We start from the raw sequence: 15,222 nt of genomic DNA, 5'->3' as shown, positions 1-15,222 counted from the left end.
GCACCGCGCTGAGGCCCAAAAACGCCCTTGAGGGCCAAGAAGATTGGTATCCAAATGAATCGCATCTACGCCTTCGTGATCGGCCTGGCACTGCTGGTGACGCCGATGCTCACCTGCGGTCTCGCCTCCGCTGACTCGGGCACCAGGCCGATGGACTACCAGCAAGCCACCGACATCGTCGTCACGCGCGCTCTCGCGCAGCGCGGCGTGCCGTTCTCCTGGGCCGGCGGCGGTGTTAGCGGCCCCACTCGCGGCACCGGTACCGGTATCAACACTGTCGGATTCGACGCCTCGGGCCTGATCCAATACGCCTACGCCGGCGCCGGACTTAAGCTGCCACGTTCCTCCGGCGAGATGTACAAAGTCGGCCAGAAGGTGCTACCGCAGCAAGCACGCAAGGGCGACCTGATCTTCTACGGTCCCGAAGGCACCCAAAGCGTCGCGATGTATTTAGGCAACGGGCAGATGGTCGAGGTCAGTGACGTCGTCCAAGTATCGCCAGTGCGCAGCAACGGCATGGCGCCTTACCTGGTCCGGATTCTCGGGACCCAACCGGCGCCAGTGCCGCAAGCACCCCTGCAGCAGCCGCCAACCCTGCCAGCACCGCAGCAAGCGCCACCGCAGCGGGCACCCTTGCAGCACATGCCTTTGCAGGTGCCAGTGCGACCCGCTCCGGTCAGTACCGCGCGGTAGCCCTTCCCGGGACTTGCTCGGCCCGCCGAACACCGCCACCTGCTCCCTCGCTGACGGCATCGATGTTCAGCGAATCCGATGAGCCGCCTCGCCCGGAGCGCGCGCAGTCAGGAGCAGGTGGCGGTCTTCGGTAAATTGGCGGTCAATCATGCAGACCCTGTCACCGCCTTCGCCACCGGTCGCCACCGCGAAGCCCGTTACTCCAGCAGCGCGCGCTGCGGGGCCCTCGGGGTTCTATCGCCACGATCTCGACGGCTTACGCGGTATCGCGATCGCGTTGGTCGCCATATTCCACGTCTGGTTCGGTCGGGTTTCTGGCGGCGTGGACGTGTTTCTGGCGCTGTCCGGGTTCTTTTTCGGCGGCAAGATCCTTCGCGCCGCGCTCAACCCGGTCCCCTCGCTGTCGCCGGTAGCCGAAACGATCCGGCTGGTCCGTCGGCTGCTTCCGGCTCTGGTCGTGATGCTCGCCGGCTGCGCGTTGCTCACCGTCGTGGTGCAACCACAGACTCGCTGGGAGACGTTCGCCGACCAGAGCCTAGCCAGTTTGGGCTACTACCAGAACTGGGAGCTGGCCGGCACGGCGTCCAACTATCTGCGGGCAGGCGAGGCCGTCAGCCCGTTACAGCACATCTGGTCAATGTCCGTGCAGGGGCAGTTCTACATCGCCTTCCTGCTGCTTGTTGCCGGATGTGCCTACCTCTTTAGGCGCCCACTGGGTACCCAGCTGCGGACCATGTTCGTGGCGCTGCTGGGCGCGTTGACGATCGCGTCCTTCGGGTACGCAATCTTTGCTCATCAGGCTTACCAAACCACGGCCTACTACAACAGCTTCGCGCGCGCGTGGGAGTTGCTGCTGGGAGCGCTGGCGGGCGCGGCGGTGCCCTATATTCGCTGGCCGGCCTGGCTACGCACGGTCGTCGCCACCGTCGCGCTGGCGGCGATCCTGTCCTGCGGGGCCTTGATCGACGGTGTCAAGGAATTCCCCGGCCCGTGGGCATTGGTGCCCGTCGGGGCCGCGATGCTGATGATCCTTGCCGGGGCCAACCGGCAGGGTCCCGGTACCAGCGACAACATGCCGCTACCCAATCGATTGCTAGCGACCGCGCCGCTGGTGGCGTTGGGTGCGATGGCGTACTCGCTGTACTTGTGGCACTGGCCGCTGCTGATCTTCTGGCTGTCCTATACCGGCCACCACCACGCCAATTTCGTCGAAGGCGCCGCGCTGCTGCTGGTGTCCGGAGTGCTGGCGTACCTGACCACCCGGCTGGTCGAGAACCCGCTGCGGTACCGCACACCCGTCAGCACCGAATGCCCGTCGCCCGCCCGGGCCGCCGGCTGGCAGTTGCGCCTGCGCCGGCCGACGATGGCGTTGGGATCAATGGTGGTGTTGCTGGGCGTCGCGCTGACCGCAACCTCATTCACCTGGCGCCAGCACGTCGTCGTTTTGCGCGCCGCCGGCAAGGAGCTCAGCGCCCTCAATGCCCAGGACTATCCGGGTGCGCGTGCCCTGACCACCGACGTGCGGGTACCCACCCTGCCGATGCGACCCACTGTCCTGGAAATCAAGGACGACCTGCCGGCCTCCACCAAGGACGGCTGCATCAGTGACTTCGTCAACCCGGCCGTGGTCAACTGCACCTACGGCGATCTCACCGCCAGCCGGACCATCGCGCTGGCGGGCGGGTCGCACGCAGAACACTGGCTACCTGCGCTGGACCTGCTTGGGCAGCTGCACCACTTCAAAGTGGTGACCTATCTCAAAATGGGCTGCCCGTTGTCCACCGAGCAAGTCCCGCTGATCATGGGCAACAACGCGCCGTACCCGCAGTGCCGCGAGTGGGTGCAAACGACGATGACCAAGTTGCTCTCCGACCGTCCCGACTACGTGTTCACTACATCGACCCGACCGTGGAACATCAAAGCCGGCGACGTGATGCCGGCGACCTACCTGGGGATCTGGCAAGCGTTGTCCGACAACAACATTCCTATCCTCGGCATGCGCGACACCCCGTGGCTAGTCAAAAATGGCCAACCGTTCAATCCAGCGGACTGCCTGGCCAAAGGCGGCAACGCGGTGTCGTGCGGCATCAAGCGTTCCAACGTGTTGGCCGATCGCAATCCCACTCTGGATTTCGTCGAGCAGTTCCCGCTCCTCAAGCCACTTGATGTGTCTGACGCAATCTGCCGCCCGGATATCTGCCGCGCGGTCGAAGGGAACGTGCTGATCTACCATGGCGCTCACCACCTGTCGCCCACCTACGTGCGCACCCTGTCCGACGAGCTCGGCCGGCAGATCGCAGCGAACACGGGTTGGTGGTAGCTAGCGCACCCAGGACCCACCCCAACGCGGATAAGGTCGAGTGATGTCGTCGAACAATCCAGCTACGGCTTCGACACGTTCGGACGCCGCGCGTGAGCCGACGTTACCTAACGTGTGGCCGGGCACTGCTTATCCGCTGGGGGCGACCTATGACGGCGCTGGCACCAACTTTTCGCTATTCTCCGAAATCGCCGACAAGGTTGATTTGTGTCTGATCGCCGACGACGGCAGCGAGTCGCGGATCCCTCTCGACGAGGTGGACAGCTATGTCTGGCATGCCTATTTGCCGAACATCGCCCCGGGCCAGCGTTACGGATTTCGTGTTCACGGGCCCTTCGATCCGCGGGCCGGCCATCGATGTGACCCAAGCAAGCTGCTGCTCGACCCGTACGGGAAATCATTCCACGGTGATTTCACGTTCAGCCAGGCGCTGTTCTCCTACGACGTGGACGCCGTTGACCCGCACGGCGACTCGGCAGACCCCGGCATTCCCCCGATGGTCGACTCACTCGGCCACACCATGACCAGCGTGGTGATCAACCCGTTCTTCGACTGGGCGTTCGACCGGGCACCACTCATCCCGTACCACGAGACCGTTATCTATGAAGCCCATGTCAAGGGCATGACACAGGCACACCCGGGCATCCCCGAAGAACTCCGCGGCACCTACGCCGGGTTGGCCCACCCGGCGATCATCGATCATCTCAAGTCGCTCAACGTCACCACTCTTGAGCTGATGCCGGTACACCAATTCCTGCACGACCAGCGACTGCTACAGCTAGGCTTACGAAACTACTGGGGTTACAACACATTCGGGTTCTTTGCTCCGCATTATCAGTACGCATCGAATCTGCAGGCCCGCAGTGCGGTAGCCGAGTTCAAGACCATGGTGCGCAGCCTGCACGAAGCCAATATCGAGGTCATCCTCGACGTGGTCTATAACCACACCGCCGAAGGCAACCATCTAGGCCCGACAATCAACTTCCGCGGCATCGACAACGCCGCCTATTACCGGCTTGTCGACGACGACCTGCGGCTGTACAAGGACTTCACCGGGACCGGCAACAGCCTCAATGCCCGTCACCCGCACACCCTGCAGCTGATCATGGACTCGCTACGCTACTGGGTACTCGACATGCACGTCGACGGGTTCCGGTTCGACCTGGCGTCCACGTTGGCCCGGGAGTTCTACGATGTCGACCGATTGAGCGCGTTCTTCGATCTGGTGCAACAAGATCCGGTGGTCAGCCAGGTCAAGCTGATCGCCGAGCCGTGGGACGTCGGCGAAGGTGGCTACCAGGTAGGCAATTTCCCCGGGCTATGGACCGAATGGAACGGCAAGTACCGCGACACCGTGCGCGACTACTGGCGGGGCGAGCCGGCCACCCTCGGTGAGTTCGCCTCCCGGCTGACCGGGTCCTCGGACCTCTACGAGGCGACCGGCCGGCGCCCCAGCGCCAGTATCAACTTCGTGACCGCGCACGATGGATTCACGCTGGGCGACTTGGTGTCATACAACGAGAAACACAACGAAGCCAACGGCGAAGACAACCGCGACGGAGAAAATCACAACCGCTCGTGGAATTGCGGCGTCGAGGGACCCACCGACGACCCCGAAATCCTGGCGCTGCGCGCTCGCCAAATGCGCAACATGTGGGCCACCTTGATGGTCAGCCAAGGAACGCCCATGATCGCGCACGGCGACGAGATCGGACGTACCCAACTGGGCAATAACAACGTGTACTGCCAAGACTCCGAATTATCTTGGATGGATTGGTCATTGGTTGACAAGAATGCCGACTTGCTTGCTTTTGCGCGCAAAGCGACACACTTGCGCAAGCAGCATCCGGTGTTTCGTCGCCGCCGTTTCTTCGAGGGAGAACCAATCCGGAGCGGTGACGAAGTCCGCGATATCGCCTGGTTGACACCGGCCGGCCAGGAAATGACACACGAGGATTGGGGCAGGGGCTTCGATAAGTGCGTGGCGGTGTTTCTGAACGGCGACGCCATTACCGCGCCCAACGCCCGCGGTGAGCTGGTGGTCGACGACTCATTTCTGTTGTGTTTCAACGCTCATGATCATGGCATGGAGTTCGTCACGCCGCACACAGACTACGCGCAAGAGTGGACCGTGGAGCTGGACACCAACGACCCCGTCGGTGATGCCGACCTGACGGTGACAGCCGAGCAAAACATCTTAGTGCCGGCGCGATCGCTGCTGGTGCTCCGTAAGACCGCCTGACACATGGCTTTTCCGGTGCTTTCCACCTACCGGTTGCAGCTGCGTGGTCCGTCCAGCGGATTTGGGTTCACCTTCGCTGACGCCGAAGACCAGCTGGACTATTTCGACGAGCTCGGGGTGACGCATCTGTACCTATCCCCGATCATGACCGCGGTCCACGGGTCCAGCCACGGGTACGACGTCACCGACCCGACGACGGTGTCCGCAGAGCTCGGCGGTCCCGATGGCCTGGCGCGGCTGGCGGCCGCGGCGCGGGCGCGCGGTATGGGCCTGGTCGTCGACATCGTGCCCAACCACGTCGGAATCGACAAGCCCGGACAAAACCCGTGGTGGTGGGACGTCTTACAGCACGGCCGGAATTCCGCCTACGCAACGTTCTTCGACATCGACTGGGACCTTGACGCGCAGGGCCGAATCGTGCTGCCGCTGTTGGGTTCCGACGATGATATCGGCGACTTGAAAGTTGACGGGGACTTGCTGCAGCTGGGCGATCTAGCGTTGCCGATCGCCCCCGGCACCGGCCCCCGAACCGACACTGACAGCGGCGCGCAGGTGCACGACCGCCAACATTACCGGCTGGTGGGGTGGCGGCGCGGGGTCTGCGGTTATCGCCGTTTCTTTTCGATCACCTCGCTGGCCGGGCTGCGACAGGAAGATCGCGCGGTGTTCGACGCTAGCCACGCCGAAGTCGCGCGCTGGTTCACCGAAGGACTCGTCGACGGCGTGCGTATCGACCACCCCGACGGTTTGTCAGATCCCTACCGGTATTTACATTGGTTGCGAGAGCTGCTCGGCCCGAACGCCTGGATCGTGATCGAGAAGATCCTAGCCGTCGACGAGGCGCTGGAGCCCAGCCTGCCGGTCGCCGGCACCACCGGCTATGACGTGCTGCGAGAAGTGGGCGGAGTCTTTATCGATCCGACTGGGGAGCCTGCGCTGACGGCGCTCGTTGGGTCCGCCGGCGTGGATTATCACGCTATGCCAAAAATGTTGGCGGAGCTCAAGCTCCGCGTGGCTACCGACACTCTGGCCAGTGAGCTGCACAGGTTGCGACGCTGCATCGCCGCGGCATCGGACACCGATCATCCGTTACTGCCCGACGCGGTGGCCGCACTGCTCAGTCATATCGCGGCATACCGCTGCGATTATCCTGGCCAGTCGACGATGCTTTCCGCTGCCTTCGCCGAAACATACGTGACAACACCACAATTGGAGCCAGCATTGCAGGTGATCGCCACTGCCTTGGCGCGCGACGGTGAGCCTGCCGCGCGCCTGCAGCAGCTCTGCGGCGCGGTGACCGCCAAAGCGGCCGAGGATTGTTTGTTCTACCGTGACGCCCGGCTGGTATCACTCAACGAAGTGGGCGGTGCACCACAGCGGTTTGGTGTCGGCGCCGCAGAGTTTCATCACAGCGCCGCCACCCGCGCCCGATTGTGGCCGCAGACGATGACGACGCTGTCTACGCACGACACCAAGCGTAGCGAGGATGTGCGAGCGCGAATCGGCGTGCTGTCCCAGGTGCCGTCACTGTGGTCAGAGTTCCTCACACGCGCCGAGGCCCTTGCCCCCTCCCCCGATGTCGCAACCGCACAGTTTCTCCTGCAGAACATCTTCGGGGTGTGGCCGGTGAGCGGAGAGGTCAGCGGCCAGCTGCGGGAACGACTGCACGGCTACGCCGAAAAGAGCATCAGAGAAGCGGCCTGGCACACCTCATGGAACGGCCCCAACGTCGCTTTCGAGGACAAGGTGCACCGGTGGCTCGATACTGTCCTCGACGGGCCGCTGGCGAACGCGCTGACTGAGCTTGTTGTCCAACTTCATTCGCACGCCGAAAGCGATGCGCTCGGCCAGAAGTTGCTCGCGCTGACCGTGCCCGGTATACCCGATGTCTACCAGGGCTGTGAGCTGTGGGACGACAGCTTGGTCGACCCGGATAACCGCCGCCCGGTCGACTACGCCGCTCGGCGGGCGGCACTGAAGGCAATGCAGCATCCCAAGATTCGGGTCGTCACCACGGCGCTTCGGCTACGGCGCCGTCGTCCGGACAGCTTTCTGCGTGGCCGATATCTTCCGGTACTGGCGACCGGCTCAGCCCGCGATCACATAGTGGCGTTCCGCCGCGGCGCGGACATTCTGGTCGCGGTGACCCGCTGGACGGTGCGGTTGACCGAAACGGGCTGGGGTGACACCCTGCTGCCGATACCCGAGGGCCTGTGGACCGATGCCCTCACCGGCGCGCGGGCTAGTGGGCCGACACCGGCTAACCAGTTGTTCGCGGACCTGCCTGTCGTCGTCTTGGAGCGCACGCATGGCTGAATTCCGGGTCTGGGCACCTAAACCCGAGCTGGTGCGGCTCGACGTCGACGGCGCGGTGCACACGATGAGGCGCTCTGATGACGGCTGGTGGCATACGACCGTCGCGGCGGCACCTGAGGCTCGCTACGGATATCTGCTCGACGATGACCCGGCCGTCCTGCCCGATCCGCGATCGGCCCGCCAACCTGACGGGGTGCACGCCCGCTCGCAGCTATGGTCGGCGTCGGATGGAGCCTGGACCGATAGCGGATGGTCGGGCCGGTCCGTCGAAGGCGCGGTGATCTACGAGCTCCACGTCGGCACCTTCACCCCGGTTGGCACCTTCGAGTCAGCCATCGAAAAGTTGGACTACTTAGTCGATCTCGGGATCGACTTCGTCGAGCTGATGCCGGTCAATTCCTTTTCGGGCAGCCACGGCTGGGGATACGACGGTGTGCTGTGGTACAGCGTGCACGAGCCCTACGGCGGCCCCGAGGGCCTCGTCGCATTCGTTGACGCCTGCCACACCCATGGTTTGGGCGTCTTGATCGACGCAGTGTTCAACCACTTCGGTCCGTCGGGCAACTACCTGCCGCGGTTCGGCCCATACCTCTCGTCGGCTAGCAACCCGTGGGGGGAAGGCGTCAACATTGCCGACGCCGACTCCGACGAGGTGCGCCGCTACATTATCGGATGTGCGCTGCGCTGGATGCGCGACTTTCACGCCGACGGCCTACGGCTGGACGCTGTGCACGCCCTGGTGGACACCACTGCCATTCATATCCTCGAGGAACTCGCCACCGAGACCCGCTGGCTGTCAGAACAGTTGGGTCGCCCGCTGTCGCTGGTCGCCGAAAGCGACCTCAACGATCCGCGGCTGATCACGTCGCCCGATCGAGGCGGTTACGGGATGACCGCGCAATGGGACGACGACATCCATCACGCCATCCACACCGCAGTATCCGGCGAACGTCAGGGATATTATGCGGACTTCGGCGCCCACTCTGACTCCTTGGCCACCTTGGCACACACACTGCGGCACGGCTTCTTCCACGCCGGCACCTATTCGTCGTTCCGACGGCGACGCCACGGGCGGCCGCTGGATACGACAGAACTATCAGGGATTCCGGCTAGCAGGCTCATCGTCTACACCTGTACCCATGATCAGGTCGGCAACCGCGCCCTCGGGGACCGACCATCGCAGTACCTGAACGCCGGCCAGCTGGCGATCAAGGCCGCGCTAGCACTCGGATCACCGTATACTTCAATGCTTTTCATGGGAGAAGAGTGGGGGGCGTCGACCCCGTTCCAGTTCTTCAGCTCACATCCCGAACCGGAGCTGGCGCTGGCCACCGCCGAGGGACGTAAAGCCGAGTTCGCCGAGCATGGTTGGCATTCCGACGAGATTCCCGATCCGCAGGATCCGCAGACATTCCAGCACTCCAAGCTGAACTGGGACGAGGTCGGCTCCGGCGAACACGCGCGGCTGCATAAGCTTTATCGCGATCTGATTGCCTTGCGGCGCAGCGAGCCTGACCTGGCCGATCCTTGGCTGGAACACCTCATCGTTGACTACGACGAAGACCAACGCTGGATCGTGATGCGCCGCAACCGGCTTGTGATCGCCTGCAATCTGGGCACCGAGGCAATTCGGGTGCCGGTCAACGGTGATCTGATACTGGCCTGGGATTCGCCGATCCTCGGTGCGACGAGCACGGCATTGCCTGCGCACTCGTTTGCGATACTGCGCGGTAAGTAACCCTTACACACTGGAATGGCCGATACGATGCACCGCCTCAGCAACTGCGTCGGTGATGCAGACCGTCTCGTCGGGTACCGGGATCCAGACGTTGAGCCCGCGGTCGTGGTGGGCGCCGCACGCGTAGTCGAAGACTCGGCCTTGACATGCCACTCGCCGGCCGTGAGCGCGCGTGTCTGCACGGCGACACGCCGTAAAGCGTGTACAACTGCGGACGCTCGCCGCCTAGAGCCGCCTACAGCAGCAGGTAGCGGTACGCCGGCGAACCGGGCTGCAGGGTTTCGACGTGAATTTCGGTTGCGTACATCCGGGCCAGCAGGCCGTCTAGGTCCGCGGCCGATCCCAGCTGGATACCCACCAGCGCCTCGCCGGTCTCTCGGTTGTTTCGTTTGACGTACTCGAACAAGGTGATGTCGTCGTTGGGTCCGAGCACCTCGTCCAGGAAACGGCGCAACGCACCGGGCTCCTGCGGGAAGTCAACCAGGAAATAGTGTTTGAGGCCGAGGTGGATCAGCGAACGCTCCAACACCTCGCCGTAGCGCAATACGTCGTTGTTGCCGCCCGAGATCAGACAAACCACGGTGGACCCGGGCTCAATATCGGTTTCCAGCAGCCCGGCTACCGACAGCGCGCCCGCCGGCTCAGCGACGATGCCCTCGTTCTGGTAAAGGTCGAGCATCGCGGTGCACACCGCTCCCTCGTCGACGGTGGTGATGGACACCATGTCACCGGCGGCAGCCAACGCGGCGTAGGTCAACGTTCCCGCCCGGTTCACCGCGGCGCCGTCCACGAACTGGTCGACGTAGTCCAGTGTCACCGGCTCGCCCGCGGCCAGCGCGGCCATCATCGCCGCGGCACCGGCCGGCTCGACACCGAGCACCGCGGTGTTCGTCGTCCGCTCGGCCAGGTAGGCGGTCATGCCGGCGATGCAGCCGCCGCCGCCCACCGGGACCACCACTAGGTCAGGCTCCCCAACGAGCGGGGCGAGTTGCGCCAGCACTTCGACGGCAATGGTGCCCTGACCCGCGATGGTGCGGGCGTCGTCATACGGCGGTACCAACGTCGCGCCGGTGCGTTCGACGTCGGCGATCGCCGCGGCAGCGGCAAGATCGTAGGTTGATCCCCCGATTATCAGCTCGATGAATTCCCCACCGTGGTAGCGGATCCGGTCCCGCTTTTGTTTGGGTGTCTTGGCGGGGACATAGACACGGCCGTGCACACCCAATGACCGACACGCATACGCGAAACCCTGCGCATGGTTACCCGCCGAGGAACACACCACGCCGGCGGCGATCTCCTCGGCGGTCAGCTGCACCAACAGGTTGTAGGCGCCGCGCAGCTTGTAAGAGCGCACCGTCTGCAGGTCTTCACGCTTGAGGTACACCGCCGCACCGGTGATCGCCGACAACCGATCGCTGAGCTGCAACGGGGTAGGCGTGACCACCGGCGCGATCCGCTTCGCCGCACCGTCAATGTCAACCGCAGACACCGGTGGGGTCCCGGGGCTTTTACTCAGTTCGGCGGACACCGGTCAATGGTGCCATGCCGTCCGACAAGCAATCAGCTCACCGGGGTCAGCACAAAGACCGGAATCTGGCGCTCAGTCTTGGTCTGGTAGTTGGCGTAGTCCGGCCAGACCTCGACGGCGCGCTGCCACCAGGTGGCCTTCTCGTCGCCGAATACCTCGCGCGCGTCGTAATCGCGACTGACGAGACCGTCCTGCAGCTCGACCCGCGGATTCTGCACCACGTTGTAGTACCAAACCGGGTGTTTCGGAGCTCCTCCTAGTGAGGCGACGATCGCGTACTGGCCATTGTGCTCGACGCGCATCAGCGGGGTTTTGCGGAGTTTGCCGGTCTTAGCGCCGACAGTGGTCAGCAACACCACGGGCTTTCCCTGCATGTCCGTGCCCTCGGTTCCGCCGGAGGCCATGTACTTCTCAGCTTGCTCGCGCGCCCAGTCGACCGGGCTGGGTGCATATTCTCCTGAAAGCGCCATGGCACTACCTTAGGCCGTCAGCCGTCCACCCCCTGAAATATTCGGGTTCCCGGAAAAAGAGTCCCGGGTATCCTTAACCTGTGACTGGCCCGGCCAAAACCTCGGAGGTGCTGGTCGCGGGTGTGCCGTGGCCGCGGCACAAGCTGTTCGCTGTGGTCGCCGGGTTCGTCACGCTGCTGCTGGTCGGGGTGTCGACTGCCAGTGCGGCACCGGCGGTGCTTGGCGGCGCCAGCGTTGCCGTCGTGGTCGGTTTGGTCCTCAAGGCGCTCTCCAAGCCCTCCAGGCACTAGAGCAACCCGTCCCCGCTTCGCGAAGACGGTGTTACTGACGCAATACGCCCCCGCGCGAGACCCAGTGGCCAGCGGTTTGCTAACCGCCCAAGCACCCGGGACCGAGTAGCGCCTTGAGGTCTCCCATTAGCGCCGGCGACGGTGTCACCCGTAGCGACTGGTCCAGCTCGAGCGTGGTGATACGGTCTCCGCTGATAAGCCGCAGATGCACCTGCGATGTTCCGGGGTGGCGCGCAAGCACCTGCTTGAGGGCACTTACCTTGTCGAAGGTGCACTGCCGCGTCGGCAAGCTAACCGCCAACGGCCGGTCCGCTTGCGCGTTGGAAAAGTCAGGCACAACAAGTTCATTGGCGATCAGTGCAATCCGGTCATCACGGACCGCTACCTTGGCGTTAACCAGCACAACGGCATCATCGATAATGTCGGCGCCGTAGCTGGAGTAGGTGTGCGGGAAAAACATCACCTCGATACCGCCGGTTAGATCTTCTAATTGCGCTGACGCCCAAGGCATTCCGTTTTTGTTGACACGCCGGTTCACCGCGGCCAGAATGCCACCCACCCGCACCTGAGTGTCATTGGAGACATCACCGTCGAGGATCGTCGGAATGGCGGTGTCCACCTGGGCAGCCAACAGGTGCGCCACCCCGTTGAGCGGATGCCCGGACACGTACAAACCCAGCATCTCCCGTTCCAGGGCTAACTTGTGTTTGTCCTCCCACTCGTCGTCGGGCACCTTGATGGTAAAAACCGCGTCAGTGCCGGCATCGGTCCCACCGAACAAATCGAACTGCCCGATCGCTTCCGCTTTCTTGGTGCCCAGCACCGAATCCACGGCGTCGGTGTGGACCAGGAACAGACCTTTGCGCGAATGCCCCAACGAATCGAAGGCGCCCGCCTTGATCAGCGATTCAGTGACCTTCTTGTTGCAGGCCGAAATGTCGATCTTGTTCAGATAGTCCGAGAAGTCGACGAACTTGCCCTTGTCACTGCGGGTCTTAATCAACGAACCCACCACGTTGGCACCGACATTGCGCACCGCACCCAACCCGTAGCGGATGTCAACGCCCACCGACGCGAAGTTCAGGCCGGACTCGTTGACGTCCGGCGGCAGCACCGTGATGCCAAGCTTGCGGCAGTCGGCCAGATAGACAGCCGCCTTGTCTTTGTCGTCGCCGACCGAGGTCAACAGGCCCGCCATGTATTCACCGGCAAAGTTGGCCTTGAGGTAGGCGGTCCAATAGGAGACCAGGCCGTAGCCGGCGGCGTGTGACTTGTTGAATGCGTAGTCGGCGAACGGCAGGATGGTGTCCCACAGCGCCTTGATGGAGCCGGCCGAAAACCCGTTGGCCTGCATGCCTTCCGAGAAGCCCTCGAACTCCTTCTCCAGCACCTCGCGCTTCTTTTTTCCCATCGCCTTACGCAGAATGTCTGCTCGGGCCAGCGAGTAGCTGGCCACCTTCTGCGCGATGCGCATGATCTGCTCTTGGTAGACAATGAGGCCGTAGGTCTCAGCGAGGATCTCGCGCAGCGGTTCCTCGAGTTCGGGGTGAATAGGCTTGATCGCTTGCCGATTGTTCTTGCGGTCGGCGTAGTCGTTGTGGGCGTTCATGCCCATCGGGCCGGGCCGATACAACGCCAGTACCGCGACGATGTCCTCGAATCCGGTCGGTTGCATGCGGCGCAGCAAGTCGCGCATGGGCCCACCGTCGAGCTGGAACACGCCCAGGGTGTCACCGCGGCCCAGCAGCTCGTAGGTGGCCTGATCGTCTAGTGGCACGGATTCCAGGTCGAGGTCAATTCCCCTGTTGGCCTTGATGTTTTCGATCGCGTCGCCAATGATCGTCAGGTTGCGCAAACCCAGGAAATCCATCTTCAACAGGCCGATGGCCTCACACGACGGATAATCCCAGCCGGTGATAATGGCCCCATCCTGTGGTCGCTTCCACAGCGGGATGGCCTCGGTCAGCGGCTCGCTGCTCATGATGACCGCGCACGCGTGCACGCCAGCGTTGCGGATCAGACCTTCCAACCCACGCGCGGTCTGGTAGATGGTGCGTACGTCCGGATCGGTTTCGATCAGGCTGCGGACCTCGGCCGCCTCCTTGAACCGTTCGTGGGCTGGGTCGGTGATCCCCGACAACGGGATGTCTTTGGCCATGATCGGCGGCGGTAACGCCTTGGTGATCCGGTCGGCCATCGCAAACCCGGGCTGCCCGTAGTGGATCCGCGCCGAATCCTTCAGCGCCGCTTTGGTTTTAATGGTGCCGAAGGTGATAACCTGGGCGACCCGGTCATGCCCCCACTTGTCGGCGGCGTAGCGCACCATCTCGCCGCGCCGACGGTCGTCGAAGTCGATATCGATGTCAGGCATCGAGGTGCGTTCGGGGTTGAGGAACCGCTCGAACAGCAGACCGTGCGGTATCGGGTCGATGTCGGTGATGCCCAGGGCGTAGGCGGCAAGTGACCCGGCGGCCGAGCCGCGGCCCGGGCCCACGCGGATCCCGACAGACCGGGCGTAATTAATCAGGTCGGCGACGATCAGGAAGTAGGCCGGGAAACCCTTGTCGCAAATGACGTCGATCTCGTAGGCCGCCCGCTCGACGTATCCGTAGGGTGGGCCGCCGGGGAATCGGCGACCCAGGCCGGCGTCCACCTCGTGACGCAGCCAGGACGCCTGGTCGTGCCCCTCGGGGACGGGAAAGACGGGCATCCGGTTGCGTGGTTCCCACACCTCGGCGTAGGACTGCACCCGCTCGGCGATCAGCAGCGTGGAGTCGCACGCCCCGGGAACTTGGTCGTCCCACAGCTGGCGCATCTCGGCGGCCGACTTGAGGTAGTAGCCGTCGCCGTCGAACTTGAACCGGTTCGGATCCGACAAGGTCTTGCCGGTCTGCACACACAACAACGCCTCGTGGTTGTGCGCGGCGTCGCGGGTGACGTAGTGGCAGTCGTTGGTGGCCAGCGGCGGAATGTTGAGCTTGCGGCCGATATCGAGCAGTCCTTCGCGGACGCGTTGTTCGATAGACAGGCCGTGGTCCATCAGCTCGAGGAAGTAATTATCGGGGCCAACGATCTCGCGCCATTTGGCGGCCGCCTCCAGCGCCTCCCGGTCGTGGCCGAGGCGAAGCCGGGTCTGCACCTCACCGGAGGGGCAGCCGGTGGTGATGATGATGCCCTCGGCATGTTCGGCGATGAGCTCGGCATCCATTCGCGACCACTTGCTCAGCTGCCCCTCGAAGGAGGCCAGCGAGGACAACTTGAACAGGTTGCGCAGGCCGGCCGCATTCTCGGCCACCATCGTCAAGTGCGTGTAGGCGCCGCCCGCCGAGACATCGTCGGCCTTCTGGCTGGGATCACCCCAGGTGATGCGCCGGGTGTCGAAGCGCGATCCAGGCGCGATGTAAGCCTCCACACCGATGATCGGCTTGATCCCGGCTTTGCTGGCCGTATTGTAAAACTCGCTGGCACCGAACATGTTTCCGTGATCGGTCATGCCGACCGCGGGCATCTGCAGCCGCTCCACCTCGGCGAGCATGGGCGTGATCTTCGCGGCACCGTCCAGCATCGAGTACTCGGTGTGGTTATGCAGGTGCACGAAGGAGGACTGATTCATAGCGACGCCAGT

Annotated in this window: 10 protein-coding genes; 6 read left to right on the top strand and 4 right to left on the bottom strand. The window is 63.6% G+C overall.

The window, feature by feature from the left end; translation table 11 throughout:
* The first annotated feature begins 54 nt into the window (after positions 1-54).
* From ripD to treZ, 5 genes are all read left to right on the top strand, one after another.
* Positions 55-693 carry an NlpC/P60 family peptidoglycan-binding protein RipD gene (ripD, locus tag B586_RS09475; protein WP_047313905.1) on the top strand — a complete coding sequence of 213 codons (639 nt, stop codon included), beginning with the start codon at positions 55-57 and terminating at the stop codon, positions 691-693.
* 148 nt (positions 694-841) lie between these two features.
* A complete protein-coding gene (locus B586_RS09470; protein ID WP_047313904.1) occupies positions 842-3,013 on the top strand; it encodes an acyltransferase family protein in 2,172 nt (723 codons plus the stop codon).
* Between the two features lie 43 nt (positions 3,014-3,056).
* Positions 3,057-5,255 carry a glycogen debranching protein GlgX gene (glgX, locus tag B586_RS09465; protein WP_047313903.1) on the top strand — a complete coding sequence of 733 codons (2,199 nt, stop codon included), beginning with the start codon at positions 3,057-3,059 and terminating at the stop codon, positions 5,253-5,255.
* A gap of 3 nt (positions 5,256-5,258) precedes the next feature.
* Positions 5,259-7,571 carry a malto-oligosyltrehalose synthase gene (gene treY / locus B586_RS09460; RefSeq protein ID WP_054880083.1) on the top strand — a complete coding sequence of 771 codons (2,313 nt, stop codon included), beginning with the start codon at positions 5,259-5,261 and terminating at the stop codon, positions 7,569-7,571.
* Positions 7,564-9,309 carry a malto-oligosyltrehalose trehalohydrolase gene (gene treZ / locus B586_RS09455; RefSeq protein WP_054880084.1) on the top strand — a complete coding sequence of 582 codons (1,746 nt, stop codon included), beginning with the start codon at positions 7,564-7,566 and terminating at the stop codon, positions 9,307-9,309. The genes treY and treZ overlap by 8 nt, the downstream gene beginning before the upstream one ends.
* A 3-nt stretch (positions 9,310-9,312) precedes the next feature.
* Here the strand turns inward: treZ and B586_RS21380 are convergent, their stop codons facing one another.
* The 3 genes from B586_RS21380 to B586_RS09445 all read right to left on the bottom strand — a co-directional run bounded on the left by B586_RS21380 (position 9,313) and on the right by B586_RS09445 (position 11,307).
* Positions 9,313-9,462 (bottom strand): hypothetical protein, encoded by a 150-nt coding sequence (locus B586_RS21380; RefSeq protein WP_168162484.1) that lies wholly within the window; start codon positions 9,460-9,462, stop codon positions 9,313-9,315.
* Between the two features lie 82 nt (positions 9,463-9,544).
* Positions 9,545-10,837 (bottom strand): threonine ammonia-lyase, encoded by a 1,293-nt coding sequence (gene ilvA, locus B586_RS09450; protein ID WP_054880085.1) that lies wholly within the window; start codon positions 10,835-10,837, stop codon positions 9,545-9,547.
* 32 nt (positions 10,838-10,869) lie between these two features.
* The gene (locus B586_RS09445; protein WP_047313899.1) at positions 10,870-11,307 is read right to left on the bottom strand and encodes a nitroreductase family deazaflavin-dependent oxidoreductase; all 438 of its coding nucleotides are present in this window, start codon (positions 11,305-11,307) and stop codon (positions 10,870-10,872) included.
* Between the two features lie 80 nt (positions 11,308-11,387).
* On the opposite strand from B586_RS09445, the gene B586_RS09440 reads away from it, so the two are divergent.
* A complete protein-coding gene (locus B586_RS09440; protein WP_047313898.1) occupies positions 11,388-11,597 on the top strand; it encodes a hypothetical protein in 210 nt (69 codons plus the stop codon).
* Positions 11,598-11,676: 79 nt separating this feature from the next.
* Here the strand turns inward: B586_RS09440 and dnaE are convergent, their stop codons facing one another.
* A complete protein-coding gene (dnaE, locus tag B586_RS09435) occupies positions 11,677-15,210 on the bottom strand; it encodes a DNA polymerase III subunit alpha (RefSeq protein WP_054880086.1) in 3,534 nt (1,177 codons plus the stop codon).
* Positions 15,211-15,222 lie beyond the last annotated feature (12 nt).

Origin of the sequence: Mycobacterium haemophilum DSM 44634 (assembly GCF_000340435.2) — a bacterium.
Lineage (GTDB): Bacteria > Actinomycetota > Actinomycetes > Mycobacteriales > Mycobacteriaceae > Mycobacterium > Mycobacterium haemophilum.
Note: the sequence above shows the minus strand (reverse complement) of the source record. Positions and strands in the feature narration are given on the sequence as shown.